25 protein-coding genes and 1 tRNA gene are annotated in these 26,997 nt (G+C 67.9%); 14 read left to right on the forward strand and 12 right to left on the reverse strand.

Translation table 11 applies throughout. The features are described 5' to 3' along the window. Window positions 1-129: 129 nt before the first annotated feature. On the forward strand, window positions 130-1,572 hold the full coding sequence (locus AUR65_RS03875; RefSeq protein ID WP_058568797.1) for a short-chain fatty acid transporter: 1,443 nt from the start codon (window positions 130-132) through the stop codon (window positions 1,570-1,572). Window positions 1,573-1,625: 53 nt separating this feature from the next. On the opposite strand, the gene AUR65_RS03880 is transcribed toward AUR65_RS03875, so the two are convergent. Further along, complete coding sequence (locus AUR65_RS03880) at window positions 1,626-2,486, reverse strand: sulfurtransferase (RefSeq protein ID WP_004065861.1); 861 nt, start codon at window positions 2,484-2,486, stop codon at window positions 1,626-1,628. 251 nt (window positions 2,487-2,737) lie between these two features. Here AUR65_RS03880 and AUR65_RS03885 point away from each other — a divergent pair, with 251 nt between their 5' ends. Beyond that, window positions 2,738-3,514 carry a sulfurtransferase gene (locus tag AUR65_RS03885; protein WP_058568798.1) on the forward strand — a complete coding sequence of 259 codons (777 nt, stop codon included), beginning with the start codon at window positions 2,738-2,740 and terminating at the stop codon, window positions 3,512-3,514. 9 nt (window positions 3,515-3,523) lie between these two features. Here the strand turns inward: AUR65_RS03885 and AUR65_RS03890 are convergent, their stop codons facing one another. Beyond that, window positions 3,524-4,579, reverse strand: a complete 1,056-nt coding sequence (locus tag AUR65_RS03890) for an AI-2E family transporter (RefSeq protein ID WP_058568799.1) — start codon at window positions 4,577-4,579, stop codon at window positions 3,524-3,526. Between the two features lie 130 nt (window positions 4,580-4,709). On the opposite strand from AUR65_RS03890, the gene AUR65_RS03895 reads away from it, so the two are divergent. The 3 genes from AUR65_RS03895 (at window position 4,710) to AUR65_RS03905 (ending at window position 8,832) form a co-directional block, all read left to right on the forward strand. Continuing rightward, window positions 4,710-5,855, forward strand: a complete 1,146-nt coding sequence (locus tag AUR65_RS03895) for a thiamine ABC transporter substrate-binding protein (protein ID WP_058568800.1) — start codon at window positions 4,710-4,712, stop codon at window positions 5,853-5,855. Between the two features lie 9 nt (window positions 5,856-5,864). Next, complete coding sequence (locus tag AUR65_RS03900; protein WP_058568801.1) at window positions 5,865-7,580, forward strand: ABC transporter permease; 1,716 nt, start codon at window positions 5,865-5,867, stop codon at window positions 7,578-7,580. A 115-nt stretch (window positions 7,581-7,695) separates the two neighbouring features. Then, window positions 7,696-8,832, forward strand: coding sequence for an ABC transporter ATP-binding protein (locus tag AUR65_RS03905; protein WP_058568802.1), 1,137 nt, complete (start codon window positions 7,696-7,698; stop codon window positions 8,830-8,832). Window positions 8,833-8,871: 39 nt separating this feature from the next. Here the strand turns inward: AUR65_RS03905 and AUR65_RS03910 are convergent, their stop codons facing one another. Continuing rightward, a complete protein-coding gene (locus AUR65_RS03910) occupies window positions 8,872-9,552 on the reverse strand; it encodes a class I SAM-dependent methyltransferase (RefSeq protein ID WP_058568803.1) in 681 nt (226 codons plus the stop codon). 125 nt (window positions 9,553-9,677) lie between these two features. Here AUR65_RS03910 and AUR65_RS03915 point away from each other — a divergent pair, with 125 nt between their 5' ends. Together AUR65_RS03915 and AUR65_RS03920 are read left to right on the forward strand one after the other, a co-directional pair. Then, window positions 9,678-10,136 carry a DUF2391 family protein gene (locus tag AUR65_RS03915; RefSeq protein WP_058568804.1) on the forward strand — a complete coding sequence of 153 codons (459 nt, stop codon included), beginning with the start codon at window positions 9,678-9,680 and terminating at the stop codon, window positions 10,134-10,136. A 95-nt stretch (window positions 10,137-10,231) separates the two neighbouring features. Beyond that, on the forward strand, window positions 10,232-10,810 hold the full coding sequence (locus AUR65_RS03920) for a DUF7090 family protein (protein ID WP_050458408.1): 579 nt from the start codon (window positions 10,232-10,234) through the stop codon (window positions 10,808-10,810). Window positions 10,811-10,841: 31 nt separating this feature from the next. On the opposite strand, the gene AUR65_RS03925 is transcribed toward AUR65_RS03920, so the two are convergent. The 3 genes from AUR65_RS03925 to AUR65_RS03930 all read right to left on the reverse strand — a co-directional run bounded on the left by AUR65_RS03925 (window position 10,842) and on the right by AUR65_RS03930 (window position 12,186). After that, window positions 10,842-11,687, reverse strand: a complete 846-nt coding sequence (locus tag AUR65_RS03925; protein WP_058568805.1) for a DUF7089 family protein — start codon at window positions 11,685-11,687, stop codon at window positions 10,842-10,844. Between the two features lie 4 nt (window positions 11,688-11,691). Then, the gene (locus AUR65_RS20580; protein ID WP_422653684.1) at window positions 11,692-11,778 is read right to left on the reverse strand and encodes a hypothetical protein; all 87 of its coding nucleotides are present in this window, start codon (window positions 11,776-11,778) and stop codon (window positions 11,692-11,694) included. Window positions 11,779-11,940: 162 nt separating this feature from the next. Beyond that, window positions 11,941-12,186 carry a ferredoxin gene (locus tag AUR65_RS03930; protein ID WP_058568806.1) on the reverse strand — a complete coding sequence of 82 codons (246 nt, stop codon included), beginning with the start codon at window positions 12,184-12,186 and terminating at the stop codon, window positions 11,941-11,943. 109 nt (window positions 12,187-12,295) lie between these two features. On the opposite strand from AUR65_RS03930, the gene AUR65_RS03935 reads away from it, so the two are divergent. Then, the gene (locus AUR65_RS03935; protein WP_058568807.1) at window positions 12,296-14,761 is read left to right on the forward strand and encodes an ATP-dependent DNA helicase; all 2,466 of its coding nucleotides are present in this window, start codon (window positions 12,296-12,298) and stop codon (window positions 14,759-14,761) included. Then, complete coding sequence (gene cgi121 / locus AUR65_RS03940; protein ID WP_058568808.1) at window positions 14,758-15,252, forward strand: KEOPS complex subunit Cgi121; 495 nt, start codon at window positions 14,758-14,760, stop codon at window positions 15,250-15,252. The genes AUR65_RS03935 and cgi121 overlap by 4 nt, the downstream gene beginning before the upstream one ends. 160 nt (window positions 15,253-15,412) lie before the next feature. On the opposite strand, the gene AUR65_RS03945 is transcribed toward cgi121, so the two are convergent. Further along, window positions 15,413-15,485: transfer RNA gene (locus AUR65_RS03945), tRNA-Gln, on the reverse strand. 132 nt (window positions 15,486-15,617) lie between these two features. Here AUR65_RS03945 and AUR65_RS03950 point away from each other — a divergent pair. Both AUR65_RS03950 and AUR65_RS03955 read left to right on the forward strand, forming a co-directional pair. Beyond that, entirely contained in the window at window positions 15,618-16,190 is a 573-nt protein-coding gene (locus AUR65_RS03950; RefSeq protein ID WP_058568809.1) for an IMP cyclohydrolase, read from the forward strand. Between the two features lie 48 nt (window positions 16,191-16,238). Continuing rightward, window positions 16,239-16,898, forward strand: coding sequence for a metallophosphoesterase family protein (locus AUR65_RS03955; protein WP_058568810.1), 660 nt, complete (start codon window positions 16,239-16,241; stop codon window positions 16,896-16,898). A 48-nt stretch (window positions 16,899-16,946) separates the two neighbouring features. On the opposite strand, the gene AUR65_RS03960 is transcribed toward AUR65_RS03955, so the two are convergent. Both AUR65_RS03960 and AUR65_RS03965 read right to left on the reverse strand, forming a co-directional pair. Next, window positions 16,947-18,293 (reverse strand): tryptophanase, encoded by a 1,347-nt coding sequence (locus tag AUR65_RS03960; RefSeq protein ID WP_058568811.1) that lies wholly within the window; start codon window positions 18,291-18,293, stop codon window positions 16,947-16,949. Window positions 18,294-18,514: 221 nt separating this feature from the next. Further along, a complete protein-coding gene (locus AUR65_RS03965) occupies window positions 18,515-19,693 on the reverse strand; it encodes an aspartate kinase (protein ID WP_058568812.1) in 1,179 nt (392 codons plus the stop codon). 187 nt (window positions 19,694-19,880) lie between these two features. Between AUR65_RS03965 and AUR65_RS03970 the strand changes: the two genes are divergently transcribed. Both AUR65_RS03970 and AUR65_RS03975 read left to right on the forward strand, forming a co-directional pair. Then, a complete protein-coding gene (locus tag AUR65_RS03970) occupies window positions 19,881-20,309 on the forward strand; it encodes a hypothetical protein (protein WP_058568813.1) in 429 nt (142 codons plus the stop codon). 108 nt (window positions 20,310-20,417) lie between these two features. Continuing rightward, window positions 20,418-21,227, forward strand: coding sequence for a ZIP family metal transporter (locus AUR65_RS03975; protein WP_058568885.1), 810 nt, complete (start codon window positions 20,418-20,420; stop codon window positions 21,225-21,227). Between the two features lie 120 nt (window positions 21,228-21,347). Here AUR65_RS03975 and AUR65_RS03980 read toward each other — a convergent pair whose 3' ends face one another. Then, on the reverse strand, window positions 21,348-22,475 hold the full coding sequence (locus AUR65_RS03980; protein ID WP_058568814.1) for an oxidoreductase: 1,128 nt from the start codon (window positions 22,473-22,475) through the stop codon (window positions 21,348-21,350). Window positions 22,476-22,618: 143 nt separating this feature from the next. Continuing rightward, window positions 22,619-24,220 carry a DNA-directed DNA polymerase II small subunit gene (locus AUR65_RS03985; protein WP_058568815.1) on the reverse strand — a complete coding sequence of 534 codons (1,602 nt, stop codon included), beginning with the start codon at window positions 24,218-24,220 and terminating at the stop codon, window positions 22,619-22,621. Window positions 24,221-24,298: 78 nt separating this feature from the next. Between AUR65_RS03985 and AUR65_RS03990 the strand changes: the two genes are divergently transcribed. Next, complete coding sequence (locus AUR65_RS03990) at window positions 24,299-25,231, forward strand: S26 family signal peptidase (RefSeq protein ID WP_199180558.1); 933 nt, start codon at window positions 24,299-24,301, stop codon at window positions 25,229-25,231. Between the two features lie 65 nt (window positions 25,232-25,296). Here the strand turns inward: AUR65_RS03990 and AUR65_RS03995 are convergent, their stop codons facing one another. Further along, window positions 25,297-26,979, reverse strand: a complete 1,683-nt coding sequence (locus AUR65_RS03995) for a Cdc6/Cdc18 family protein (protein ID WP_058568816.1) — start codon at window positions 26,977-26,979, stop codon at window positions 25,297-25,299. Window positions 26,980-26,997: the final 18 nt, after the last annotated feature.

Genomic DNA, 26,997 nt, shown 5'->3' on the forward strand with positions numbered 1-26,997 from the left:
GCGAGTCTGCGACGGCCGGGAGCGCTCGGTTCGACGGCCGACGGGCCGCCGGTTCGTGACATTCAACCGAGCCGAACCCGTCCGAATATTAAACATTATATATTGTATTATCATGAAGTAACCCGGACTATGACAAACGCTATCAGGCAGGCGGCGGAGCGCAGTTCGAAACTGGTCGAACAGTACCTCCCCGACGCGTTCCTGTTCGCCATCATCCTCACGGGCGTGGCGTTCGTGCTGGCGCTGGTCTCGGTCGCGCCGGGCGAGGATGTCGGAATGGTAGGGCACGCCGGAAACCTGCTTCTCGACGGCTGGTACGGCGGCTTCTGGAACCTGCTTTCGTTCGGGATGCAGATGACGCTCATCCTGATGACGGGCTACGCGCTCGCGCAGACGAAGCCCGTTGACTGGCTCCTGACGCGACTCGCGGGCGTCCCGAACACCGAGCGGGGCGCGGCCGCGATGGTGCCGGTCGTCGCCGCCGGGGCGTCGTTCGTCCACTGGGGACTCGGTCTCGTCGTCGGGGCGCTGTTCGCCCGGAAGATAGCGACCGAGATGCGCGGCATCGACTTCCCCATCGTCGTCGCCGGCGCGTACTCCGGGTTCGTCGTCTGGCACGGCGGCCTCGCGGGGTCGATTCCGCTGTTGTTGAACACCGAGGGGAACTTCCTCATCGAGGCGGGCATCCTCGACACGACGTTCGGCACCGGCGGGACCATCTTCACCGTCGCCAACCTCGTGTTGGTCGTCGCGGTCGGCTTCCTCTTCCTGCCGGCGCTGTTCGCGCTCATGTACCCGAGTGACGACGCGAAGAAGACGCCCATCGACCCCGCGGAGTTCGAGGCGGCGACCGACGGCGGCGAGCAGGCGACCGGCGGGTGGGCCTCCACGGCCGTCCCCGAGGACGCCTCGCTCGCGACGCGCATCGAGCACTCGCTCGGCATCGGCGTGGCAATCGGCCTCGTCGGCCTGCTCGCGGTCGGCCTGTACTTCTTCGAGGGAATCCAGAACGGGACGATGCCGTGGAACAACCTCAACCTGAACATCGTCAACTTCGGCTTCCTCTTCCTCGGCCTGCTGTTCCACGGGACGCCCAAGGCGTACATCGAGGCCATCGTCGAGGCCGTCGAGAACGTCTGGGGTATCATCCTCCAGTTCCCGTTCTACGCGGGCATCATGGGCATCATGGCCTACGCGCCGGAGGGCTCCGTCAGCCTCGCCACGCAAATCGCACAGGGCATGGTCGCCGTCGCGCCCGACGGGACGCTCCCGGCGTTCGCCTTCTTCACGGCCGGTCTCGTGAACTTCTTCGTCCCCTCCGGCGGTGGCGAGTGGGCCGTCATCGGCGAGACGCTCGTCACGGCCGCGAAGGCGTCCGGCGAGTCCATCCCGCGGGTCGCCGTCGCCGCCTCGTGGGGCGACGCGTGGACCAACATGATTCAGCCCTTCTGGGCCATCCCGCTGCTCTCCATCAGCGGCCTGTCCGTCCGCGACATCATGGGCTACTGCGTGATGGTGCTTCTCGGCGCGGGCGTGCTCGTCGCCGTCGGTATCAGCGTCCTACCGATGTAACCCGCAAAAAGAAACCGTACAGTCGGGTCCGACTCGAACCGAGACGAGGCGGCTCAGTTACCCTTTTCGACGGGCGCGCCGACGAGGTTGCCCCACTCCGTCCACGAGCCGTCGTAGTTGGTGACGTTCTCGTAGCCGAGGAGTTCGTGAAGGGCGAACCACGCGATGGACGAGCGCTCGCCGATGCGGCAGTAGGCGATGGTGGACTCGTCGCCTTCGATGCCCTGGTCCGCGTAGAGGTCGCGGAGTTCGTCGGCGGACTTGAAGGTGCCGTCGTCGTTGACGGTCGCGGCCCACGAGATGTTGCTCGCGCCGGGGATGTGGCCGCCGCGCTGAGCGGTCTCCTGCAGTCCCGGGGGCGCGAGAATCTCGCCGGAGAACTCTTCGGGCGAGCGAACGTCGACGAGGGGAAGGCCCTTGTCGACCGCCTTCTCGACGTCGTCGCGGTACGCGCGGATGTCCTCGAAGGGACCCTTGGCGGTGTAGTCTTGCTCCGGGAAGGACGGGACTTCGTCGGTCGTCGGATAGTCGTTGTCGACCCAGTAGTCGCGGCCACCGTTCATCAGGTGAACGTCCTCGTGGCCGTAGTACTTGAACTGCCAATAGGTGTAGGCGGCGAACCAGTTGGAGTTGTCGCCGTAGAGGACGACCGTGGAGTCCTCGGAGATACCGTGCGAGCCGAGGAGGTCCTCGAAGTCCTCCTTGGTCAGCACGTCGCGGGTCGTCTGGTCCTGCAGCTGGGACTCCCAGTTGAACCCGATGGCACCGGGGGCGTGGCTCTCGTCGTACGCCTCGGTGTCCACGTCCACTTCGACGAGTCGGTACGCCGCGTCATCGCTCTGGAACTCGTCGAGGTGGCTCTCCACCCAGTCCGCAGAGACGAGTACGTCCTTCGCGTAATCGGAGTTTGACATCGCATCTCTTCGTACAACAGGAAGGCCCATAACTCTCACAGCGACGGCATGTACGGCCTGACCTCGGGTGATGCGGCAATATTATCCCAAATATGGCGGGAGAGACGGCGAAAGTGGCTCGGAGAACGGCCGTCTCGGACGATTTCAACCCGGTATCCGACGAAACCAGCAACAACATCCGCTACCCAGGACACGTGGCGAGGGGTGCGAGGAGGGGCGGACCTAAATCCGCGGCCCGGAAACGTGGGGACATGGTAGACGTGGTCTCTTCGACGTGGCTCGCTGACCGACTCGGCGACGTGCGCGTGGTGGACGTGCGCGACGGCTGGGAGTTCGACGGCATCGGGCACCTCCCCGGCGCGGTGTCGATACCCTTTGACAAGTTCCGGAGCGCCGACGGCGACGTGGGAATGCTCCCCGGCCGCGACGCGTGGACCGACCTCCTGTCGGGCGCGGGCGTCGCGGCCGACGACGACGTGGTCGCCTACGACGACACCCACGGCGTCTTCGCGGCCCGCTTTCTCGTGACCGCGCTCCTCTACGGGCACGACCCCGAGCGACTCCACCTCCTCGACGGCGACTTCAGCGCGTGGAACCGCGAGCGCGAGACGACGACCGAGGCGACCGAGGTCGAGGGAACGGTCTACGAGATAACCGAGCCGGCCGAGACGCCGCTCGTGGACTTCGAGGCCGTCGAGGCCGCGCTCGACGACCCGGAGACCGTCATCGTGGACACCCGCGACCCCGCGGAGTACGACGAGGGCCACCTCCCCGGCGCGGTCAACTTGGACTGGCGCGAACTCGTCGACGACGAGACGCGCGGGCTGAAGCCGCGGGACGAACTCGACTCGATTCTGGACGCCGCGGGCGTCACCCCGGACCGGCGGGTCGTCCTCTACTGCAACACCGCCCGGCGCATCAGCCACACCTACGTCGTGCTCTCGCACCTCGGCTACGACGACGTGGCGTTCTACGAGGGCAGTCTCACCGAGTGGGAGGAACGCGACGGCGCGGTCGTTGAGGGCTGACGGACGAGATTACGGAGAATGCGGCTCGGCCGCGTCGTCGCCGGTGCCGTCACCGTCCGCAGTCTCGCCGACCTCGCCGTCATCGACGCGTAACTCCGCGCCGAGCAGGTCCACGGACTCCGCGAGGAGGGCGACGACGAGCGGCCCGGCGATGATGCCGACCGGTCCGAGGCTGAGCAGGCCGCCGACGAAGCCGACGAAGTAGAGGCTCCCCGGCAGGTCGGCGGTCTCCTTGGCGAGTCGCGGGCGAATCAGGATGTCCGGGAGCCACGCGACCGCGAACCCGCCGACAGCGACGACGAGCGCGGCGGCGACGAGGTCGCCGACGGCGACGTGGTAGACGGCCATCGCCGCGAGCAGGAAACTCGGGCCGACGATGGGGATGAACTGGAGGACCGCCGCGACCGTGGCGAGCGTGACGACGTAGTCGTAGCCGAGCGCCCAGAAGGCGACGAGCGCGATGGCGAACGTGCCGACGGCGGTCGCCGCCTGCAGGACGTAGATGGCGAACAGCGTCTCGCGGGCCCGCGTGTCGAGCGAGGTGGCCGCCTCGCGGTAGTCGGCCGGGACCAACGCGAGGAGCGTTCGGCCGACAGCGTCGCCGCTCAGGAGGAGCGCGAACACGAGGAAGCCGAACAGCGTGAGTTTGATGAGGACCACGGGCGCGGCGGTGGCGGCGGCGCGGCCGACCGACTGGAGCAGGTCGAGGCCGACCGCGACCACGTCGTCGAGCGTCACCGTCTCGACCATCCCGAGGAACTCGACGGTCACCACGTCGGGGAGGAGCGCCGCGAGTTCGAGGATGTCGCTCAGTCGGAGGAAGACGATGACGACGAGCGGCGCGAGCACGACGCCGACGCCGAGCGCCGCGACGACGGTGGCGACGAGGCTGGCGACCCATCGGGAGGCTCCGCGCGCTTCGAGGCGTCGCCTGAGCGGGACGAGCAGATAGGCGACGGTGATGGCGAAAAACACCGTCGCCAGCACGTCCGCGAGTATGACCGCCGCGAGCAGCGCGAACAGGGCGAGCACGCCGCCGAGGACGTACGGACGAGAAGCAGTCATCTCCGATGATACTCCCGCCGAGGATAAAGTCGTTCTCCCGTGACGGGCCTCGAAACCGACGGATTCGGCCGTTTACTCGACCTCACGAACATCACTCCCGTTAAGTACCACAGAGTGCAACAACCGAGTAATGAGACGACGCACCTTCCTGAAGGCCGCCGGGGCGGGGGGAGTCTCCGCGCTCCTCGCCGGCTGTACCGGGACCGGCGGCGAGCAGACGACGACTGAGGCTTCGGGCGACGCGACCGAGACGACCGCGACCGCGACGACGACCGAAGGGACCACCGCGGGCGGCGAGTCGCCGACGCTCACCGTCGGTACCTACGGCTCGTTCGTCGACGCGCCGAGTTCGAGCCCCGGGCCGTGGCTGAAAGAGGCGTTCGAGTCCGAGTTCGACGCGACCCTGGAGTGGCAGACCCCCGATTCGGGCGTGAACCACTACATCGAGCGCGCCCTCCGCGGCGTCGAGTCCGGCGCGGACCTCTACGTCGGCCTCGACGCGCAGATGCTCGTCCGCATCGACGAGAACCTCGACGAGGCGCTGTTTTCGCCCGCTGAGGGGCTGTCCCGACTCGGCGACGTGAACGAGCAACTGAACTTCGACCCGCAGGGCCGCGCGGTCCCCTACGACACGGGCTACATCTCGCTCGTCTACGACGAGACCTACGACGACGGCGACTTCGTCGCCCCCGAGACGTTCGACGACCTGCTGGAGTCCGAGTACGCGGGCGCGCTCCTCGCGCAGAACCCCACGTCGTCGGCGACGGGGCAGGCGTTCCTGCTTCACACCATCGACGCCAAGGGCGAAGACGGCTACCTCGACTACTGGGCGAGCCTGAAGGAAAACGACGTCCGCGTCCTCGGCAACTGGGAGGACTCCTACAACGCCTACTCGAACGGGGAGGCCCCGATGGTCGTCTCGTACTCGACCGACCAGGTGTACGCCGCCGAGTCCGGCGAGGACATGGCGCAACACCAGATTCGCTTCCTGAACGACCAGGGCTACGCCAACCCCGAGGGGATGGCACCCTTCGCCGACGCGTCGAACCCCGACCTCGCCGCCGAGTTCATGGACTTCATGCTCCGACCCGAGGTGCAGGCCGAAATCGCCGTCCGCAACGTCCAGTTCCCGGCGACGACCACCGCGGAACTGCCCGAGGACTTCGCGCAGTACGCACAGGAGCCGCCGGAAGCCGTCACGTTCTCCTACGACCGGCTTCAGAACAACCTGAGTGACTGGACCGACGCCTGGGCCCGCGAGTTCGCCAGCAAGTGAGGTGAGCCGGTGAGCAGCGCCTCGGTTCGCCGGGCCGCCCGCGCCCTCGAACAGCGGCTGCTCACCCTCGTCGCGGCGCTCACCGCCGTCGTCCTCCTCGTCCTGTTTTACTACCCCGTCGCCACCGTCTTCGCCGACGCCGTCCTCGCCGACGGCCGAGTCACTATCGAACCAATCGCGGCGGTGCTGACGAGCGAGTTCTACCTCGTCGACATCATCTGGTTCACGGCGAAGCAGGCGTTCTACTCGACGCTCGCGAGCCTCGCGCTCGGCCTCCCCGCCGCGTGGCTGTTCTCGCGCTTCGAGTTCCGCGGCCGCGAGACGCTCCGCTCGCTCACCATCCTCCCGTTCGTCATGCCCTCCATCATGGTCGCCATCGGCTTCGTGGCGACGTTCGGCCGCAACGGGACGCTGAACCGCGCGCTGTCCGCCGTCGGCCTCCCGCCGGTCGAACTGCTGTTCACGCTCGAAGCCATCATCGTCGCCCACGCGTTCTACAACGCCCCGCTCGTCGCCCGCGTCGTCACCGCGGCGTGGGAGAGCGTGGACGCCCGAACCGTCGAGACCGCCCGCTCGCTCGGCGCGAACCCGCGGCGGGCCTTCCGCGACGTGGTCCTCCCGCAACTCCTGCCCTCTATCGGCGTCGGCGCGACCCTGACGTTCATCTTCACCTTCGCGTCGTTCCCCATCGTCCTCGCGCTCGGCGGCTTCCAACTGGCGACCATCGAGGTGTTCGTCTACTCGCGGGTGCGAGACCTCGCGTACGCCGAGGCCGCCAGCCTCGCGGTCGTCGAGACGGCCGTCTCGATCACGCTGACCGCCGTCTACCTCCGGTACGAGGCCAGCCAGCGGTCCGCCGGCGGCGCGGCGAACCCGCTTCCCCGTCAGTCCGTCCTTCCCGACGACTGGACGCCGAAATCGACGCTCCGGACGGTCGGTATCGCCGGCTACACCCTCGTCGTCGGACTGGTGTTCGTCGTCCCCATCGCCAGCATGGTTCTGGCGAGCGTCACCGGCGGCGACGGCGGCTTCACCCTCGCCAACTACGCCTTCCTCGCCGAGCGGCAGGCGACCGGCGCGAGCTTTCAGGTCAAGCCCCTCCCGGCCATCCTGAACTCGCTGGCCTTCGCCGCGGGGACGCTCGTCGTGGCCGTCCCGATGGGCGTGACGATGGCCGTCCTCACGACCCGACGATACCGCGGGCGCGGGCTCATCGACGTGCTCTCGATGGCTCCCTTCGCCGTCTCGGGCATCGTCGTCGGCCTCGGCCTGCTCCGCGGACTGGTGTTCGGCGTGGATGTGCTGGGAACACGAATCCGCGTCACCGGCGCGCTCGCCATCGTCGCGGCCCACGCCGTCGGCGCGTACCCCTTCGTCACCCGGAACGTCGCGCCGCTTTTCGCCCGGCTCGACGGCCGGCTCGTGGAGTCCGCGCGGTCGCTCGGCGCGACCAGAACCCGCGCGCTCGTGGACATCGAACTCCCGCTCGTCTGGACCGGCGTCGTCGCGGGCGCGGCGTTCGCCGTCGCCATCAGCATCGGGGAGTTCGATTCGACCATCATCCTCGCGGAGGGCGCGGGAAGCTACACGATGCCCGTCGCAGTCGAGCGGTTCCTCGGGCGGCGGCTCGGCCCCGCGACAGCGATGGGCTGTCTCCTCCTTCTCGTCACGTCCGCCAGCTTCCTCGTCGTGGACCGCTTCGGCGGCCGGTGGGGCGAGCTATGAGGGGACTGGCGGGCGAAGCGGGCGGGCCGCAGCGAGCGAAACCCGGGGAGCCGCGGGAAGTGAGAATTATGACCGTCCGCCGGCGAGGGGAGCACGTGACTTCGGAGGCGAACCCGTGAGACTCGAACTCGACGCGGTGTCCAAGCGCTACGGGTCGGCGACGGCGCTCGATTCCGTCTCGCTGTCGGTCGACGACGGCGAGTTCTTCACGCTCGTCGGCCCCTCTGGCTGCGGCAAGACGACCACGCTCCGCTGTATCGCCGGCTTCGAGTCCCCGACCGAGGGGACCGTCCGCTTCGACGGCGAGTCGATGGCCGGCGTCGCGCCCGAGTCGCGGGGCGTCGGCGTCGTGTTCCAGAACTACGCGCTGTTCCCGCACCTCAGCGTCGGCGAGAACGTCGCCTACGGCCTCCGCTTTACCGACCCGCCGGGCGGCGGCTCCCGCGACGAGCGCGTCGCGGAACTGCTGGACCTCGTCGACCTCGCGGGGTTCGAAGACCGCGACCCCGACTCGCTTTCGGGCGGGCAGCAACAGCGGGTCGCGCTCGCCCGCGCCCTCGCTCCCGGGCCGGACCTCCTGCTCCTGGACGAACCGATGTCGGCGCTGGACGCCCGACTCAGGGACCGACTCCGCCGACAGGTAAAGCGCATCCAGTCGGAACTCGGCGTGACGACCGTCTACGTCACCCACGACCAGTCGGAGGCGCTCGCGGTCTCAGACCGGGTGGCCGTCCTCAACCGCGGCCGCGTCGAACAGGTCGGTCAGCCCCGCGAACTCTACCACCGACCGCGGACGCGGTTCGTCGCGGAGTTCCTCGGCGAGAACAACGTCCTCGACGCGGTCGTCGAGTCTCGACCGGAAACGGGGGGGATTCGCGTCGGCGTCGGCGACGCGGTGTTCACGCTGGCCGAGGGCCGACGCGTCCTCGGGCGGGCGGGGGCGGTCTCCGACGAACGCGCTGAAAACGATGCGAAAGACGGCGACCGGCCCGCGCGTCCCGCGCCCGGCGACGAACTCACCTTCTGCGTCCGGCCCGAGCAACTCCGGGTCGGTGCGGGGACGAACCGGATTCGCGGGACCGTCGTCGACACCGAGTTTCAGGGGGCGACGACGCGGGTCAGACTCGACTGGGGCGGGACGGAACTCGTCGTGGCGGTCGAAGACGGCGGCGAAGAAGCAGCGGCCGAATTCGAGGTCGGGACGACGCTGGAAGTCGGGTTCGCCCCGGCGTCGGCCCACATCGTCGAGTAAGAGAAAGCAAAGTGCCGCTCGCCGTTTCTGCGTGCCGCGTCAGGGCGCGACGCCGACGGTCAGGAGCGTGCCGAACGTCCGGTAGCGCTCGACCATCTCCTCGCGGGTCTCCCAGTCGTCGGTCGGGAACTCGGCGGCCGCCGGGATGTCGATGTCGAGGTCGGCGATGGAGTCCTGTTCGGCGACGTGGAGACCGGCGTCGCGGAACGCCTCGCGGTACTCCGCGTGGGACCAGCGGGTCATGTCGATGGAGATGAGGTCCTGCCACTCGTGGGAGTGGACGTTCTCCTCGTAGTAATTGACCGCGCAGTAGAACGTGCCGCCCGGCTTGAGGATACGGGCGATTTCTTCGAGGGTGTGGTGCGGGTCGGCGGCGTAGTAGAACGCCTCCATCGACCAGACGTGGTCGACGCTGTCGTCCTCGAACGGGAGGTCGTCGAAGTCGCCGACGAGAAACGAGAGGTCGTCGGTGTCGGTGTATTCGCGGGCGTTCTGGACCATCTCGGGCGAGCCGTCGAGGCCGAAGCCGCGGCCGATGCCCTTCGTGTCGCGGAGCGCGCGCAGGGCGTAGCCGCTTCCGGTTCCGAGGTCGACAACGGTGTCGCCTTCCTCGACGGGCATCCGTGCGAGCGCGTGCTTCGCGGTGTGCCAGTGTCGGTCCTCCATGCCCTTGTCGCGGCCGTCGGCCGCCCAGGCGTCGAACTCGTCGCGGACGCTCATACCGGAGCCTCGCGCGCCGGGGTGAAAATGCGTTCGGACCGGGGGCGCGGAGACGGCGAATCCGGTGACGACTCGGTCGCGTCCCCCGTCGCGCCTTTTAATTGCCGCCGTCACGACGACGGGGTATGGTCGGAGTCCGCCGCCGGTTCGCGCTCGCCGACACCGCCCAGCAGGTCGTCGGCGGGTTCCTCCTCGCGGGACCGTTCGTCGTCACCGAGGAGGTGTGGGTGCTCGCGCGGAGCATGTCGTTCGCGCAGGCGCTGCTCACGCTCTTTATCGTGCTCGCGGTCGGCTACGGCGCGCTCTACAAGGCCGACGACCGCGACCCCGACAGAGAGCGCGAGGTCGGCGGGATTCCCGTCCGGTTCATCTCGCTCATCTCCGTCTCGTACCTCTCCGTGTTCATCCTCGCGCTCGCGTTCGACGCGCCGGGGACGTTCCTCTCGGACGTGTCGGGAGAGGTCCTCGTCACCGTGCTGGGGTACGAACTCGACCTCGCGGTGCTCCGCATCACGCTCAAGGCGACGAGCGTCGGCGCGGTGTTCAGCGTCATCGGCGCGGCCACGGCCGACTCGCTGTTCTGACCCAAATTCGTCTGGTGTGAACACACGCCACGATTCGAGGACGCCGCCGCCCGAGCGGCATGAAGGATTAAGTCGGCAGGGTAACTGCTTGGGGTATGGATTACGAGCTCGCCATCGAAGACGCGCCCGAGACGATTCCGGGCGGCACAGGTATCTTGCTCCTTCATCCGAGCATCGGCGAGACCGACCGCATCGACACCGACTTCTTCAAGGTCGACACCGACCGCTTCCTCGTCATCTCGACGCGGACGACCGCGCGCGAAGTCGAGCAGAAACTGGAACACTACGAGGTCGACGAGTCCAGCGCCACCATCCTCGACACGCTCTCTATCGAGCGGGGCTACTCCCGGCGCAGTTCGGACAACATCTACTACGTCGCGGCCCCCGACGACCTCGACGCCATCGTCGAGAAGACCCGGCAGTTCCTCGAACGCCACGACGGAAAGCTCCGGCTCAGCGTCGATTCCGTCACGGAGATGGCGTACTACGCCGACGAGGACCGCGCCTTCGAAGCGACGAAGCAGATTCTCGAACTCCTCGACGAGTTCGACGCGGTGGGGCTGTTCCACCTCTCGAAGGAGGTCCACGACCAGGAGACGCTCGACCGCTTCCGCGAACTGTTCGACGGCGTCGTCGACCTCGAAGAGGACGGCACCGTCACGACCGAGTTCTGAAGCGGCACGCGACGCGTTCGGACGCGACCGGCTACGCCGAGTCGGCGTCGTCCGCGGCCGAGTCGCTCTCGCCGCCCGACGCCGCGTCGTCGTCCGCTGCGAGTTGCGCGAACGTCTTTTCGGCCCACTTGACCGCGTAGCTCGGGCCGTGGTCGCGGTACGCCGCGGTGTCCAGCGCCGAAAACGGCGCGGGGAGGTCGCGGCCGTGTTTGACAGCCGAACACGCGAACTCGGTCGCCTCGGCGAACGAGAGTCTGCCGAGCGCGACGAGTCGCGGGAGGTTCGACAGACGGTCGTCGAGTCGGCCGCCGGCGTCGACCCACGCGTCGTGGAGGCGCTCGTGGTCGCCCTCCCACGACGCGAACGCCTCGCGGGTGTGGAGACCGACCCAGCCCTCGTAGAGCGCGGCGGCGACCTGATACGTCTCGCTCGGGCCGAGTGGTGTCGCGGCCGCGAGGTCGCGATACTGCTCGCCGAAGAAGGGCAGAAAGTGCTCGGGAATCTCGTCGTTCCCGGCCTGCACGAACGCCTCGGCGATGAGGAAATCCAGGAAGTCGTCCGGCGTCCCCTTCGCGCGGTACTTCACCAGCACGACCGGCGGGTCGGTCTGTCGGGACCACGTCACGGTGCCGTCGCCGGGCATCCCGATAGTGAAATCGGACGACGCGTAGCGTCGGAGCTGTTGGGGCGCGTCGTCTGGTAGCCACTCCACGGGGTACGCCGCCGGGGAGAGCGACTCGACCACCAGCCCGAGATTCTCCGCGGCCTCGGGGGGGATGGTGTCGAAGTCGCCGGCCACGTCCAAGACGAGCGCGCCGGAGGCGTACTCGTCGCGGACCGATTCGAGGTCCGACGGCAGGGTGCGCGTCTCGAACATCCGCTCAGGCGATGCTCATCCCGACGAACACGACGGCCAGCAGGGCCGACACGCCGACGGTACCGAGCACGATTTTCGTCGCTTGGCTCATAGTGGCACGATTAGGGGCCCGCCGCTTAACCTTTACACTCTATCGTCGGTCGAATCTCCAGTCGAAACGGAGGGGTTCGGGGACGCGACCCACGGTCGATGGTCACACGGTCCGGTCGGGTCGGAGAAACGAGAGAAGTCGGTGGCGTCGTCGGCGTCGCGGTCAGGGAACGAGCTGTTCGCCGTCGTCGTCGAGGATGCGGATGGCCTCGACGGGACAGACGCGGGCGGCGAACTTCGCGTCGAACTCGGCGTCCTCGGGAACCTCGCGGACGAAGACGCCGTCGTCGGTCTCCTCGGCGTCGGTGAGGTCGGCCTTGCCGTCGTCGACGTTCTTCTCGAAGCCCTCCCACTCGTCGACACACTGGAACATGCCGATGCAGGTGTCGCGGTCGTACTCGACTTTCATGGCCAATCGTACCGCCGGGCCGTACAAAGCCCTGCCGACGCGGGACCGTCGCGCCCGCGTCCGAACCGACCCGATGGCTTAAACCGGGGGACGGTCCAAGGGAGATGCAATGCGAACTGCGGACCTGACGGGCCTGCCGACGGGGATTCCCGAGGCCCTCCGCGACGAGGGTATCGAGGAGCTGTACCCGCCGCAGGCCGAGGCCGTCGAGGCCGGGCTGACAGACGGCGAGAGCCTCGTGGCCGCCGTCCCGACGGCGAGCGGGAAGACGCTCATCGCCGAACTGGCGATGCTGTCGAGCGTCGCGCGCGGCGGGAAGGCGCTGTACATCGTCCCGCTCCGGGCGCTGGCCTCCGAGAAGAAAGCCGAGTTCGAGCGCTGGGAGGAGTACGGCATCGACGTCGGCGTCTCGACCGGCAACTACGAGTCCGACGGCGAGTGGCTCTCCTCGCGCGACATCATCGTCGCCACCTCCGAGAAGGTCGACTCGCTCGTCCGGAACAACGCGGCGTGGATGGACCAACTCACGTGCGTCGTCGCCGACGAGGTTCACCTCGTTGACGACCGCCATCGCGGGCCGACGCTGGAGGTCACGCTGGCGAAGCTCCGCCGGCTGAACCCGAACCTGCAGGTCGTCGCGCTCTCGGCGACCGTCGGCAACGCGGGCGTCGTCGCCGACTGGCTCGACGCGGAACTCGTCAAGTCCGACTGGCGACCCATCGACCTCAAGATGGGCGTCCACTACGGCAACGCCGTCTCCTTCGCCGACGGGAGCCAACGCGAGGTGCCGGTCGGCCGCGGGGAAAGACAGACGCCCGCGCTCGTCGCCGACGCGCTGGAGGGCGACGGCGAGGGCGACCAAGGCTCCTCGCTCGTCTTCGTCAACTCGCGGCGCAACGCGGAGTCCGCGGCCCGCCGCATGGCCGACGTGACGGAGCGGTACGTCACCGGCGACGAGCGGAGCGACCTCGCGGAACTCGCCGCCGAGATACGCGACGTGTCCGACACCGAGACCTCCGAGGACCTCGCCAACGCGGTCGCCAAGGGCGCGGCGTTCCACCACGCGGGGCTCGCCGCGGAGCACCGAACGCTCGTTGAGGACGCCTTCCGCGACAGACTCATCAAGTGCATCTGCGCGACGCCGACGCTCGCCGCCGGCGTCAACACCCCGAGCCGCCGCGTCGTCGTCCGCGACTGGCAGCGCTACGACGGCGACTACGGCGGGATGAAACCGCTGGACGTGCTCGAAGTCCACCAGATGATGGGTCGGGCCGGCCGACCCGGCCTCGACCCCTACGGCGAGGCGGTGCTGCTCGCGAAGGACGCGGACGCCCGCGACGAACTGTTCGAGCGGTACATCTGGGCCGACGCCGAGGACGTGCGGTCGAAGCTCGCGGCCGAGCCCGCCTTGCGGACCCACCTGCTCGCCACGGTCGCCTCCGGCTTCGCCCACACCCGCGAGGGATTGCTCGAATTCCTCGACCAGACGCTGTATGCGACCCAGACCGACGACCCCGAACGACTCGGACAGGTGACAGACCGCGTGCTCGACTACCTCGAAGTGAACGGATTCGTCGAGTTCGAAGGTGAGACGATTCGGGCGACGCCCGTCGGCCACACCGTCTCGCGGCTCTACCTCGACCCGATGAGCGCCGCCGAAATCATCGACGGCCTCGAATGGGCCGCGGACCACCGGAACGAGAAGCTCCGGGCGCTCGCGGACGAGACGCCCGAGAAGCCGAAACGAGATCGGAGCGAATCCGACGACGGACCCGGCGGCTTCCAGCGGGCGAGCGAGATGGTCGCCGCAGGTGGCGAAGGCGGCGACGGCGCGGACGGCGGCGACGGAGACGCCGACGAGTTCGAGACGGACCGGACGTATCCGACGCCGCTCGGTCTCTACCACCTCGTCTGCCGAACCCCGGACATGTATCAGCTCTACCTGAAGTCCGGCGACCGCGAGACGTACACCGAACTCTGCTACGAGCGCGAACCCGAGTTCCTCGGACGCGTGCCCTCGGAGTACGAGGACGTGGCGTTCGAAGACTGGCTGTCGGCGCTGAAGACCGCGAAACTCCTCGAAGACTGGGTCGGCGAGGTGGACGAGGACCGCATCACCGAGCGCTACGGCGTCGGCCCCGGCGACATCCGCGGGAAGGTCGAGACCGCCGAGTGGCTCCTCGGCGCGGCCGAGCGACTCGCCTCCGAACTCGACCTCGATTCGGTGTACGCGGTCCGCGAGGCGAAAAAGCGCGTCGAGTACGGCGTGCGCGAGGAACTACTCGACCTCGCGGGCGTCCGCGGCGTCGGCCGAAAGCGCGCCCGTCGGCTGTTCGAGGCCGGCGTCGAGAGCCGGGCCGACCTCCGCGAGGCCGACAAGTCGCGCATCCTCGCGGCCCTCCGGGGTCGCAGGAAGACGGCCCAGAACATCCTCGAAGCCGCGGGTCGAAAGGACCCGTCGATGGACGAGGTGGACGAGGACGACGCGCCGGACGACGCCGTCCCCGACGACGCCGGCTTCGAGACGGCCAAAGAGCGCGCCGACCAGCAGGCCAGTCTGGGTGATTTCGAATGAGGCTCGTCGAAGCCGAGGCGACCGTCTCGGACCTCGATTCGTTCATCGCGGTCGTCGGCGAGGTGGCCGACGAGACGGGCGCGACGGTGCAGGCGTTCGACGCCCGGTACGTCGTGGACCGCGAGCACCTCGAACGGGCGACCGAACTCGCCGACCGAGCCATCGGCCGCGGCAACGAAATCGCCCGCGACCGGGCCGTCGAAATCCTCCTCTACGCGAGCGGCCGCCGGCAGATTAACCGCGCGTTCGAAATCGGCGTCTCGGAGGGGACGCTCCCCGTCGTGATTCTCGTCGACGGCGGCGACGAGGCCGACGCCGAGGCCGCGCTGTTCGACCGACTCGACCTCGAACCCGCAGAGACCCTCGGCGACTACGACGAAGCGCTCGTCCGCGACGTGTTCGACGTGGGCGAGACGGAGTTGAACGTCGCCGACGGCGATCTCCCGGCGCTGGTCAAAGAACGAGTCGCGTTGCTCGCGGTCGAACGCTAAGCGGTTTTTCCGGCCCGTGTCGTCCGTATTCGAGGGTTTGAGAACTCGTACTGGAAGACTCCACTCGAAACGGACCCCTTTGGTTTCTGAAACCTACCCCTTCGTTTCAACTGGAGAACAGGGGACGGCGTAGCCTCAAAGAGCGTGAGAATCGGAGAAGTAGTCCCACCAGGATTCGAACCTGGGTCGTTGCCCCCAGAAGGCAACAGGATTGGCCACTACCCCATGGGACTTCGCATCAGTTCGTACTTCGCGGGTATTTGTAAACGTTGCGTGTCGATTCCGCCGTGGGATTTCGTCGCACGGCTACGAACAGACGTGCATAAACCGCCAACTATTTGCCCCTATTCTATCCACTCTCGTGTATGTACGTCGGACGTTTCGTCGTCGTTGGCCCCGGAATCGGTGCGTATCGCGTCTCCTCTCGGTCCTTCCCGAACCGACAGGTCGTCGACCGGGACGACGCCCTGACCGTCGGGCCGACGCCCGACGCCCCCGAGACCGACAACCCCTACATCGCCTACAACTGCGTCCGCGAGGGCGGCGACTACGTCGTCGTCGGCAACGGCTCGCAGGTCGACCCCATCGCGGAGAAACTCGACCTCGGCTACCCGCCGCGCGACGCCCTCGCGGAGATTCTGCTCGCGCTCGACTACGAGAAGGACGACTACGACACGCCCCGCATCGCGGGCGTCGTCGGCGACGACGAGGCCTTCATCGGCATCGTCCGCAAGGACGCCCTCGTCGTGGAAGCCGTCACCGAACCCACGCTCGTGGCGACCTACGAGGAAGACGACCCGCGCGCGTTCGACCTCGACGCCGAGACCGCCGCCGACGCGGCCCGCGAACTGTACGACCACGAGTTCGAACACGCCGTCTGCGCCGCCGCCGCGACCGTCGGCGACGCGGTCGAGACCGCCTTCTACAACGGCGAATAACGCCGCCTCGGCCCGAGATTTTTCAGCCGCGACACCGTACACCGAGCCATGCGTCTGGGCGTCATCTCGGACGTGCACGGGAACCTCCCGGCACTCGACGCGGTGTTCGAATCGATGCCGCCGGTCGACCGACTGGTCTGCGCCGGCGACGTGGTCGGCTACAACCCGTGGCCCGAGGAGTGCGTGTCCGAACTCGCCGAGCGGGACGTGCCGACGGTCTCGGGGAACCACGACCGCGCGGTCACGTCGGGGACCGGCTTCCGCTTCAACAGCATGGCGGCCGCGGGGGTCGACTACGCCCGCGACGCGCTGTCTCCGGCGTCGATGGAGTGGCTCTCCGGGCTTCCGAAGACCCGCACCCTCGCTGACGGGCGGGTCAAACTCGCCCACGGCCACCCGAACGACCCCGACCGCTACACCTATCCCGACGACTTCTCGCCGTCGCTCCTCGACGACGAGGACCTGCTGGTGCTGGGTCACACCCACGTGCAGGGTCACCGAATCTACGACGACGGAATCGTCCTGAATCCCGGGAGCGTCGGCCAGCCCCGCGACGGCGACCCGCGGGCGGCCTACGCGGTCGCCGACCTCGACGCGATGGAAATCGAGACGGAGCGCGTCGCCTACGACATCGACCGCGTCGCGGAGCGCGTGCGCGAGGTCGGCCTGCCGGAGCGACTGGCGAGTCGGCTGTACGAGGGGAAGTAAGCGAGACAAGAGCGGAAAAGAGGAAAACAGCGGGACGGCGCGTTCGGGTTAGTTCGACACCGGTTCGAGCCGCGCCGAGAAGTGCCGAAGCTCCTTCATCGGCGGCTCCTCGACGATTTCGAGGCCGCCGTACTCGCCGGCCGAGGCCATGACTTTCGCGGCCGTCTCGGCGACGTGTTCGAGGTGTTCGCGGCTGTAGGTGCGCCGGGGGAGCGCGAGGCGCACGAGGTCCGGGCGGTCGGTGCCGGGGAACGCGAAGCCGCCGAGTTCGACGCCGCGGACGCCGCCTTCGAGGTAGAGCGCGCAGACGAGTTCCTGTCCGGGGAACTCGTCTTTCGGGATGTGCGGGAACACCTCGCCGGCGTCGAGATAGACCGCGTGCCCGCCGGTCGGTTGGTAGACGGGGACACCGGCCTCGACGAGGAGGTCGCCCAGTTCGGCCACCTGCTCGACGCGGTCGGACACGTACGGCGGCGTGACGGCCTCGCGGAGGCCGACGGCCATCGCCTCGATGTCGCGGCCCGAGAGGCCGCCGTAGGTCGGAAAGCCCTCGTAGAGGATGGCGCGCTGTTTCGCGTGTTCGAACACCGTCTCGTCGCGCATCGCGGCGAAACCGCCGATGTTGACGAGCGCGTCCTTCTTGCCGGACATCGTGATGGCGTCGGCATGTTCGAACTGCGCGCGGGCGATTTCGGCGACCGAGTGGTTCTCGTAGCCCGCCTCGTGGGTCTTGATGAAGTGGGCGTTCTCGGCGAACCGGCAGGCGTCGATGACGAACATGGCGTCGATGTCGCGGGCGAACTCGGCGGTGGCGCGGATGTTCGCCATCGAGACCGGCTGGCCGGCGACGGAGTTGTTCGTGATGGTGAGGACGACGACGGGAATCGCGTCCGCGCCGACTTCCTCGACGAGCGCGTAACCCGCGTCGATATCGAAGTTGCCCTTGAACGTCTCCGTCGAGTTGGGGTCCCGCGAGGCGGGCGACGGGCAATCGACCGGTTCCGCGCCCTGATTGACGACGTGGGCGCGGGTCGTATCGAAGTGCGAGTTGTTCGGCACCACGTCGCCGTCCTCCAAGAGGACGCCGTAGAGGACGTTCTCAGCGCCGCGGCCCTGATGGGTCGGCACGACGTGCTCGAAGCCCATCACGTCGCGGACCGACTCCGCGAGTCGGGCGAACGACTCGCTGCCGGCGTAGGCCTCGTCGCCGCGAATCATCGCCGCCCACTGCTCTGCGGACATGGTGCCCGTCCCCGAGTCGGTCAAAAGGTCGATGTACACGTCGCGGGCGTCGAGGTTGAACGCGTTGTAGCCGGCGCGTTCGAGGGCGGCCTCGCGCTCCTCGCGCGAGGGGAGTTCGATGGGCTCGACCATCTTCGCCTTGTACGATTTCATGCCCGCAATAGGGCCGCGAATGTGAAGTAATCGGCAGGCGGAAAATCGAGGGGCGACGCCCGATTTCCGGCGCTCGTGGACGGGAGTGTGCATCGGTGTCGCCGGCTGTTCCGCGCTCGCCACGAAGCGACCTCGGCGACCGTCGCGTACCACCGGCCGTTGGCGTCGCTGGCGGAGAGGCGAGCGCGTGAAAACAGCGTCGAGAGGTACGGAACCCGGAGTTAGAACTCGTCTTGGATGATGCCGAGCGTCTCTTCGCGGTCGTCCCACGCCACGAAGATGGCGACGGAGGTCGCCGAGGTGATGGCGTCGTGGATGTTGATGCCGGCATCGGACAGCGGCTGGACGATGTCGAGGATGACGCCGGGGCGGTTCGGGAGTTCGCCGCCCGTGACGCGGACGACGGCGATGTCGTCTTCGACGGTGACCGAAGACAGCGCGTCGTCGGCGACGACGCGGTCGTGGAGGACGGCCTCGGCCCGGTCGGAGTCGTCTTCGAGGACGTAGAACGTGATGGAGTCCATCCCGGAGGCGACCGAGTCGACGTTGATCTCCTCGTCTCGGAGCGCGGCCGAGAGGTCCGCGAGGATGCCCGGTCGGTTGCGAATCGCCCGCCCGGCGACGGTGAGACACGCGAGGGGCTCTTCCTGCATGTCGATGAGGTTGTGGAACTCGCCTTCGATGAGCGTCCCGCCGGTGAGCAGGTCGCCGTGCTGGTAGTGGACGACGCGAACGTCCAGCGCCGCGTCCTTGTACGAGAGCGCGGACGGCGCGACGACCTCGGCCCCGCGGAACGAGAGGTTCCGGAGTTCGTCGACGGTGATGCGACCGACGTTGCGCGCGCCTTCGACAACGCGGGGGTCGCCGGTCATGACGCCCTCCACGTCGGTCACGATGACGACCTCGTCGGCGTCCATGTAGTTGCCGAGCATCACGGCGGAGGTGTCGGAGCCGCCGCGGCCGAGCGTCGTGATTTCGCCGGCGTGGTTCTGCGCGAGGAAGCCGGTGATGACCGGGACGACGCCGTCGAGTTCGGCGGCGAGCTTCGCGGCCCGCTCTCTGGTCGCCTCGACGTCGACCTCGCCGAGGTCGTTCGTGATGACCGGCCACTCGTCGGTGCCGGGTTCGACGAACAGGGCGTTGACGCCGCGGGCGGCCAGCGCCGCCTTGAGCATGCGCACGCTGGTCCGCTCGCCCATCGAGACGATTTCCGCGCGGTCGCGGTCGTCGGCCTCGAACTTGATTTCGTCGAGGAGGTCGTCGGTCGTCGAACCCATCGCGGAGGCGACGACGGCGATTTCGTGACCGTGCTCGACGGCCGCGGCGATAGAGTCGGCGGCGCGGTTGATTCGGTCGCCGCTACCGAGCGAGGTGCCGCCGAACTTCGCGACTACGCGCATCGTCCCTCCGGTGCGTCGCGTCGCTTCGGGGCTTCGTTAGTAAACATGCGAGGGGCTAACGCGGGGGGACGTATAACTATGTCCTCCGATTCAACCGTTGCCGTCACCCTCGAATCCGGCGCGGAGACGGCCCGTACCGCCGCCTCGCGTGCGGAGATTTATCACCGAAGCCGCGGAACGTTCGGGCATGGATGTCAGAGACGCCGTGGACACCGACGCCGAGGCGCTCGCCGCCGTCGCCGACGCGCCGATACGGGCGATGCGGCGGCTGATACGCGACCGGACGGTCCGCCTCGCCACCGCGGACACGGGCTCCGACCCGAACGTCGACGCGCCGGCCGACGACGAACCGGTGCTCGGCTTCGTCGGCTTCGACGTTCGCGACGGCGTCCTCCACGTCACCCGACTCGGCGGCACCGAGGCGGCGGTGCGGCGACTGCTGGAGGAGCCGCTCCGCTTCGCCAGCGCCGAGGACCTGCCGGTCGAGGTGCTCGTCCTCGAATCCGAGGCCCCGCTGTGCGAAGCGGTCGAGCACGTCGGCTTCGACCGAGTCGGCCACGGCCCGCGGTTCGAGGGATCGTCGACGGTCCGGTACGTCCTCGACGAGACGGGGTAGTTAGTCCTCGCGGTCGGCGAGAACCGACGGAGGGAATACATACCACCCGCTCGTCTGGTGGCCCATGACCGAACGACGCAGGAACCGGCGGCCGGAAGTGAGACGACTGTGACCGCGGTCGAAGAACTGTTCGTCTCGCTCGCCGGTTCGGACCCGGTGATGCAGGGTCTCCTCGGCGGCATCGTCATCGCCGGCATGAACATGCTGGGCGCGCTTCTCATTCTCATCTGGCGCGACCCGTCGAAGCGCTCGCTCGACACGCTCCTCGGCTTCGCCGCCGGCGTCATGCTCGCCGCGAGTTTCACGAGCCTCATCCTCCCCGGTATCGAGGCGGCGGGCGGCAGTCCGATTCCCGTCCTCGTCGGCTTCGTCATCGGGGTCGTCGTCCTCGACCAAGCGGACCTGTGGATTCCGCACGTCCACATCCTCGTGACGGGGAAGACCCGGACAGACGCTCCGGAGACGGAGACGAAGATGGCCTCGGTCGTCCTCTTTATCGTCGCCATCACTATCCACAACATGCCCGAGGGCCTCGCCGTCGGCGTCGGCTTCGGCTCCGGCGACCTCGGGACCGCCATCCCGCTGATGCTCGCCATCGGCATCCAGAACATCCCCGAGGGGCTGGCCGTCTCCATCGCCGCCGTCAACGCCGGCCTCCGAAACACGACCTACGCGACGTTCGCTGGCATCCGTGCCGGTCTCGTAGAGATTCCGCTCGCCGTCTTCGGCGCGTGGGCCATCCAGTACGCCTCGGCGCTCCTCCCCTACGCGATGGGCTTCGCCGCCGGCGCGATGCTGTTCGTCATCTCCGACGAAATCGTCCCCGAGACGCACTCGAACGGCCACGAGCGCGTGGCGACGTTCGGGACGATGGTCGGCGTCATCGTGATGCTCTACCTCGACGTGACGCTCGGGTAGTCGAAGCGGCTCGGCGCGCGAAAACAGGGCGCTCCGGGACGCCGCAAACACAGGAGTTCGAGTGGAAGCGAAGGGGTTCAGTCGCCGGTTCGGCGTCAGAGAAGCGGTGTCGAGGGCGCGTCAGTCGTCGGCGAGCGGCGGGTCCGACGGGACCTCGTGGTCCGAGAGCCCGGCGGTCGGCGCGAGGAACTTCGCCGGGTCGAACGCGTCGAGGTCGTCGCCGGCGGCCACGCGCGACGGCCAGTCCGGGTTGGCGAGCGCGCTCGTCCCCAGCGTGAACAGGTCCGCGCCGGCGTCGACGGCGGCACGCGCCGCGTCCGGGTCGCCGAGACCGCCGTTGGCGATAACGACCGTGTCGTCCGTGACGTACTCGGCGGCGGCCTCGGCGAGCGACGGGCCGTCCGCGCCGAAGGTCGGACTCGTCGCGTCGGTCTCGGTCGTGTGGACGTAGTCGGCTCCGGCCGCCGACAGCTCCTCGAAGAAGACCGCGGCCGCGTCCTCGCCCTCGGGCCACTCGTAGTCGCCGTCGGTCACTTTCTCCTGCGAGACGCGGATGCCGACGACGAACTCCTCGGGGACCGCGTCGGCGACCGCCGAAAGGACCTCGGCGGGGAATTTGACCCGGGACTCGGGACCGCCGCCGTACTCGTCGTCGCGCCGGTTCGCGTCCGCCGCGAGGAACTCGTTGAGGAGGTAGCCGTTCGCGCCGTGGAGTTCCACGCCGTCGAAGCCGGCTTCGACCGCGTTCCTCGCCGACTGTACGAAGCCCTCGCGGACGGTTTCGAGGTCGGCCTCGTCGGCCGCCTTCGGGACCGCGAACTCGCCGCTTCCGCCGTAGGCTTCGGCCTTCTGGCCGTCGGGCTGGACCGCGGAGGGCGCGAGCGTCCGGTCGCCGTCGAGGTGGGGGTTGCCCTGCGACTGCGCTCCGGCGTGCATCAACTGCGCGAAAATCGGCGTGTCGACCTCGTGGACGGCGTCCGTGACGTTCGTCCACGCCTCGACGTGGTCGTCGGTGACGAGCCCCGGCTGGTTCAGGTAGCCCTGACTGTACGCGTCGTCCGTGTAGACGCCCTCGGTGACGAGAAAGCCGAAGCCGCCGTCGGCGAACTTCCGGTAGTAGTGGGCTATCTCGTTGGTCACCAAGCCCTCGTCGGTGGCGCTGATGCGCGTCATCGGTGCCAGCCCAGCTCGGTTGGCCAGCGACAGCTCGTTCAGACTCGTCGCGTCGAACAGCGCGTCGTCAGTCATCACCGACTCTGTGGGCGTCGCGGATAAAAAGCGACGGTGGAATGGTCCCGACCGCCGCACATCCGGCGTGCTATCAGAGCGCATACTGGGTAGGAGAACCGCCGCCGAGTCGGACAGTCGTCAGTAGCGAAACGGTCGCCGCCTCAGGAGAACTTCCGGACCGTCATGTTCAGCGTGTCGAGGTCGACGATGGGCGCGTAGCCGGCGTCGGGGTCGATGTTGACGGACTTCTGGAAGTCAGTCTGGGCCTGCCAACAGCCGGAGTTGACGGCGAGGACGTTGTGGTACTTGCCCCAGCCGAGTTTGTGGACGTGGCCGGTGTGGAAGATGTCGGGAACCTCCTCCATGACGAGGTAATCGAGCTCCTCGGGCGCGAGGCGGGTGTGACCCCCGAACTGCGGCGCGACGTGGCGCTTTTTCAGGAGCTGGTACATCGCCTTGTGCGGCTCGTCGTAGCTCGCCTTGTCGGCCGGCAACTCGGCGATGACCTCGTCGAGCGAGACGCCGTGGTACATGAGGACGTTGACGCCTTCGAGCGTGACCATCGAGGGGTTGCTCGTGATGCGGGCGTCGTGGGCCGACATGATGTCGCGGAGTTCGTCGTCGAAGCCGGGTTGTGGCTCCGCGAGTCGGACCGCGTCGTGGTTGCCCGGAATCATCACGATGTCGAGGTCGCCGGGCACCGATTTGAGGTGCTCGGAGAACGCCTCGTACTGCTCGTAGATGTCGATGACGTCGAGTTCCTCGTCCTGGTTCGGGTAGACGCCGACGCCCTCGACCATGTCGCCGGCGATGAGGAGGTACTCGATGCGCTCTGCCTCCTCGGTGTGGAGCCAGTCGGCGAAGCGGTTCCACGCGCCGGCCATGAACTCCTGACTGCCGACGTGCACGTCCGAGATGAGCGCCGCCTGTACGTCCCTGTCGGCGGTGTTGGGGCGGTGGCTCCGCGGCACGTCGGGGAAGTGCATCGAATCGACGAAGAGGATGCCCGCGTCGCCCGACAGCGTCCCCTGGACCGCGATGCACTCGTCCATGAGGAGTTCGTCGACGTAGCCCGCGATGTCCTTGTCCTTCATCACGAGACAGGGGAACGTCCCCGTCGTGTCCTCGAGGTCGATAATCCAGTGGCCGCTCTTGGTGGACCGAACGTCGTCGACGAGGCCGATGAGTTCCGCGTCCTCGCCGCCGGACATGTTCGAGATGGCCTTCGCGGGACGGTGGTTGACGCGCCCGCGGAGCATCTTCGAGAGCTTCTCGTAGCGGTCGCGGAACACCTTCACGAAGTCGTCGTACTCGCCGGTTCCCGTCGACTGGCCGGTCATGTCGTTGGCGATGCCGAGAGAGCGAAGCGACGGGTCGACGTTTCGACCGCCCGAGTTCTCCTGCGCTTCGGCTGGAGCCGATTGGGCGGTGTGGTCCGCGTTGTCGTGCGATGTTGCAGCGGAAACGGAGGGGTCGGGCGCGACGGTGGTGGATGCGTCGACATCCGTCGCGTCCGCGGTGGCCGCGGCGGTCGAGCCCGTCGATTCGGTTCCCGGCGGGTCCGCGGTGGGGGCGGACGCGAGCGCCTCGCGGACGTGGTCGGCGGTGATGCGAAGCGCGTCGTCCGGGGTGGCTTCGACGACGCGGGCGAGAGTACGACCGGGGTCGTCGGAGCCGGCGATGAGGGTCACGGCCTCGCGTTCGGCGTTGTAGCCGCGACCGACGAGCGCCCGGACGATGCGCGCCGGCGTCTCCAGTGGCACACCCGGAGTGTGCGACACGCGGCAAAAAGGATGCCGAAACCCAGAACGTTGAAACCCAGTCCGGGTAAACTGGGAGTGATGAGTGACGACGACGGCCGCCCGCCCTCCCCCGACCCGCGGCGCGGTCCCGCCTCCGACGAAGGCGTTCTGACTCGGCTCCGGACGGCAGAGGAGGGGCCGCTTCTGTTCGTCCGCGAAGTCCTGACGAGCGCGCTCGCCGTGTTGGCCGTCGGGTTGCTCCTGTTCGCGGTGAGCGGCGTGTGGCCGCCGATGGTCGCCGTCGAAAGCGGGAGCATGGAGCCGCACATGCACAAAGGCGACCTCGTGTTCATCACGGGGCCGGAGCGATTCGCCCCGGACGCGTCCGTCGAAGGAACCGCCGTCGTCACGGCCGAGACGGGTGCCGAAGTCGATTACCGGAAGTTCGGCGGGCCCGGTAGCGTCATCGTCTACGACGACCCCGGCGCTGGCGGCCCCCCGATTATCCACCGGGCGATGCTCTGGGTCGACGAAGGAGAGAACTGGTACGACAGGGCGAACCCCGAGTACATGTCCGCCGACAACTGCCGGGAACTCGCCAACTGCCCCGCCGACTACGCCGGCTTCATCACGAAAGGCGACAACAACCCGCGGTACGACCAGGTAAGCGGCATCGCCGACCCGGTCCGCCCCGAGTGGGTCCAGGGCGTCGCGCGAGTCCGCATCCCACTTCTCGGGTGGGTCCGCCTGACGCTCGCCAACTCGATGGCGACGACGACCCCGGTCGCGCCCGTCTCTCTCGACTCCGTCGAGTCTGTCGAGTCCGGCGAGTCTGTCGGGTCTGTTGACGTGATGCCTGACGCCGCGGCGACTGATGATGTGCCGACTAACGACGCGACGACTAACGACGCGCCGACGATTGAGGCGACGGCCGCCGACGCACCGACGGCACCGCTTCAGGTCGAGCCATCGGCGCTATCGGAACTATCGGTGACGGTGACACCGATGCGAGCCGGCGCGCTCGCGGCGTGACACGAGTGCAGTAACAGAGTCGAACTTCGTTCTTCAGTCGTTCTTCAGTTGTTCTTCAGTCGTCTTCAGTTGTCGAACCGCGCCTGCACGAACGGCTGTGCGCTCTCGATGTCGCCGAGTCGGGAGTCCGTCAGCAGGACGGCCTCGGTCTCGTCGATGGGGACAGAGAGGCTGATTTCCTTGGTCCGGCCGTAGCGACCCTTCGAGACGACGACGGCGTTGACGATGCCGAGCATGTCGAGTTCCGAGATGAGGTCGGTGACGCGGCGCTGGGTGAGTACGTCGGCGTCGATCTCCTCGCAGAGGCGCTTGTAGATGTTGAACACCTCGCCGGTGTTGATGTTGCGGACGCCGTTTTTCTCCAGGAGGATGATGGCGAAGAGGACGATTTTCGACTGCGTGGGGAGGGTGCGGACGACCTCGACCACGCGGTCGAGTTCGATTTTGTCCTGCGCCTGCCGGACGTGGGCCTCCTCGACGGTGTCGGCCTGCCCGCGCTCCGCGAGTTCGCCGGCCGTGCGGAGCAGGTCGAGCGCGCGCCGGGCGTCGCCGTGTTCCTGCGCGGCGAACGCGGCGCACAGCGGAATCACGTCGTCGGTGAGCGCGCCGGGCTTGAACGCCACGTCGGCGCGGTGCTGGAGGATGTCGCGGAGCTGGTTCGCGTCGTACGGCGGGAAGACGATTTCCTCCTCGCCGAGGCTCGACTTGACGCGGGGGTCGAGGAAGTCGGTGAACTTCAGGTCGTTCGAGATGCCCATGATGGAGATGCGAGAATTGTCGAGTTCGGAGTTCATCCGCGAGAGGTTGTAGAGCGTGTCGTCGCCCGACTTCTCGACCAGTTTGTCGATTTCGTCGAGCATGATGACGACCACGCGCTCCTTGTAGTCGACGGCGTCGAAGAACGTCGTGTAGACGCGGTCGGTCGGCCACCCGGTCATCGGCACCGTCTCCATCTCGTCGGCGTCGTCGTCGAGTTCCGCCGCGCGCTCGTCTATCTCGGCGATGGAGTCGTAGGGCGTGTCTTCGAGGGCGTTGGGGTCTTCTGTCGCCCGCGTGCGCATCTCGTCGAGGCGCTCCTGTTCGGCCTCGATGCGCTCGACGTTCTTCTCGATGAACTTGTTCGCCAACTGCGCGAGCACGCGGTACTGCGTGTCCGTCACCTCGCAGTTGATGTACTCGACCTCGCAGGGCACGTCGTACTTCTGGGAGGTGGATTCGAGTTCCTGGCTGACGAACTTCGCGCTCGCGGTCTTCCCGGTCCCCGTCTTCCCGTAGATGAGGATGTTCGACGGCGTCTCCCCGCGCAGGGCGGAGACGAGAATCGTCGCCATCTGGTTTATCTGGTCGGTCCGGTGGGGGAGTTCGTGTGGCGTGTACGACGGGCGGAGGACTTCCTTGTTCTCGAAAATCGGCTCGCCGGCGAGGAGGTCGTCGAACAGGCCCTTGGACTCCTCGTCGTCGTTGAGAACGACTTTGTCGAGCCCGACGTCGGGGTCTTTGTGCTGGTCGAGGTCCTCGTCGGCCGCGTCGGCGTCGGGGCCGATGCTCGCCTGAATGTCGATGTCTTCGGGGGAGACGTCGTCCTCGGCGGCTGTCGTCGCTCCGGCGGACGCATCGTCAGCGGACGCGTCGTTACTGGACGCATCGCCGGAGTCGCCGCCGGAGTCACCGTCGATGGCGCTGTCGTCCGACGTGCTGTTCCCGACTTCCCCTCGTGTGCCGCCGCGCGGATTCTCTTCCTCGTCCATCGTGAATACCCCTTTGTT

It is taken from the genome of Haloferax marisrubri (assembly GCF_001469875.2).
In the GTDB taxonomy this organism is placed as follows: domain Archaea; phylum Halobacteriota; class Halobacteria; order Halobacteriales; family Haloferacaceae; genus Haloferax; species Haloferax marisrubri.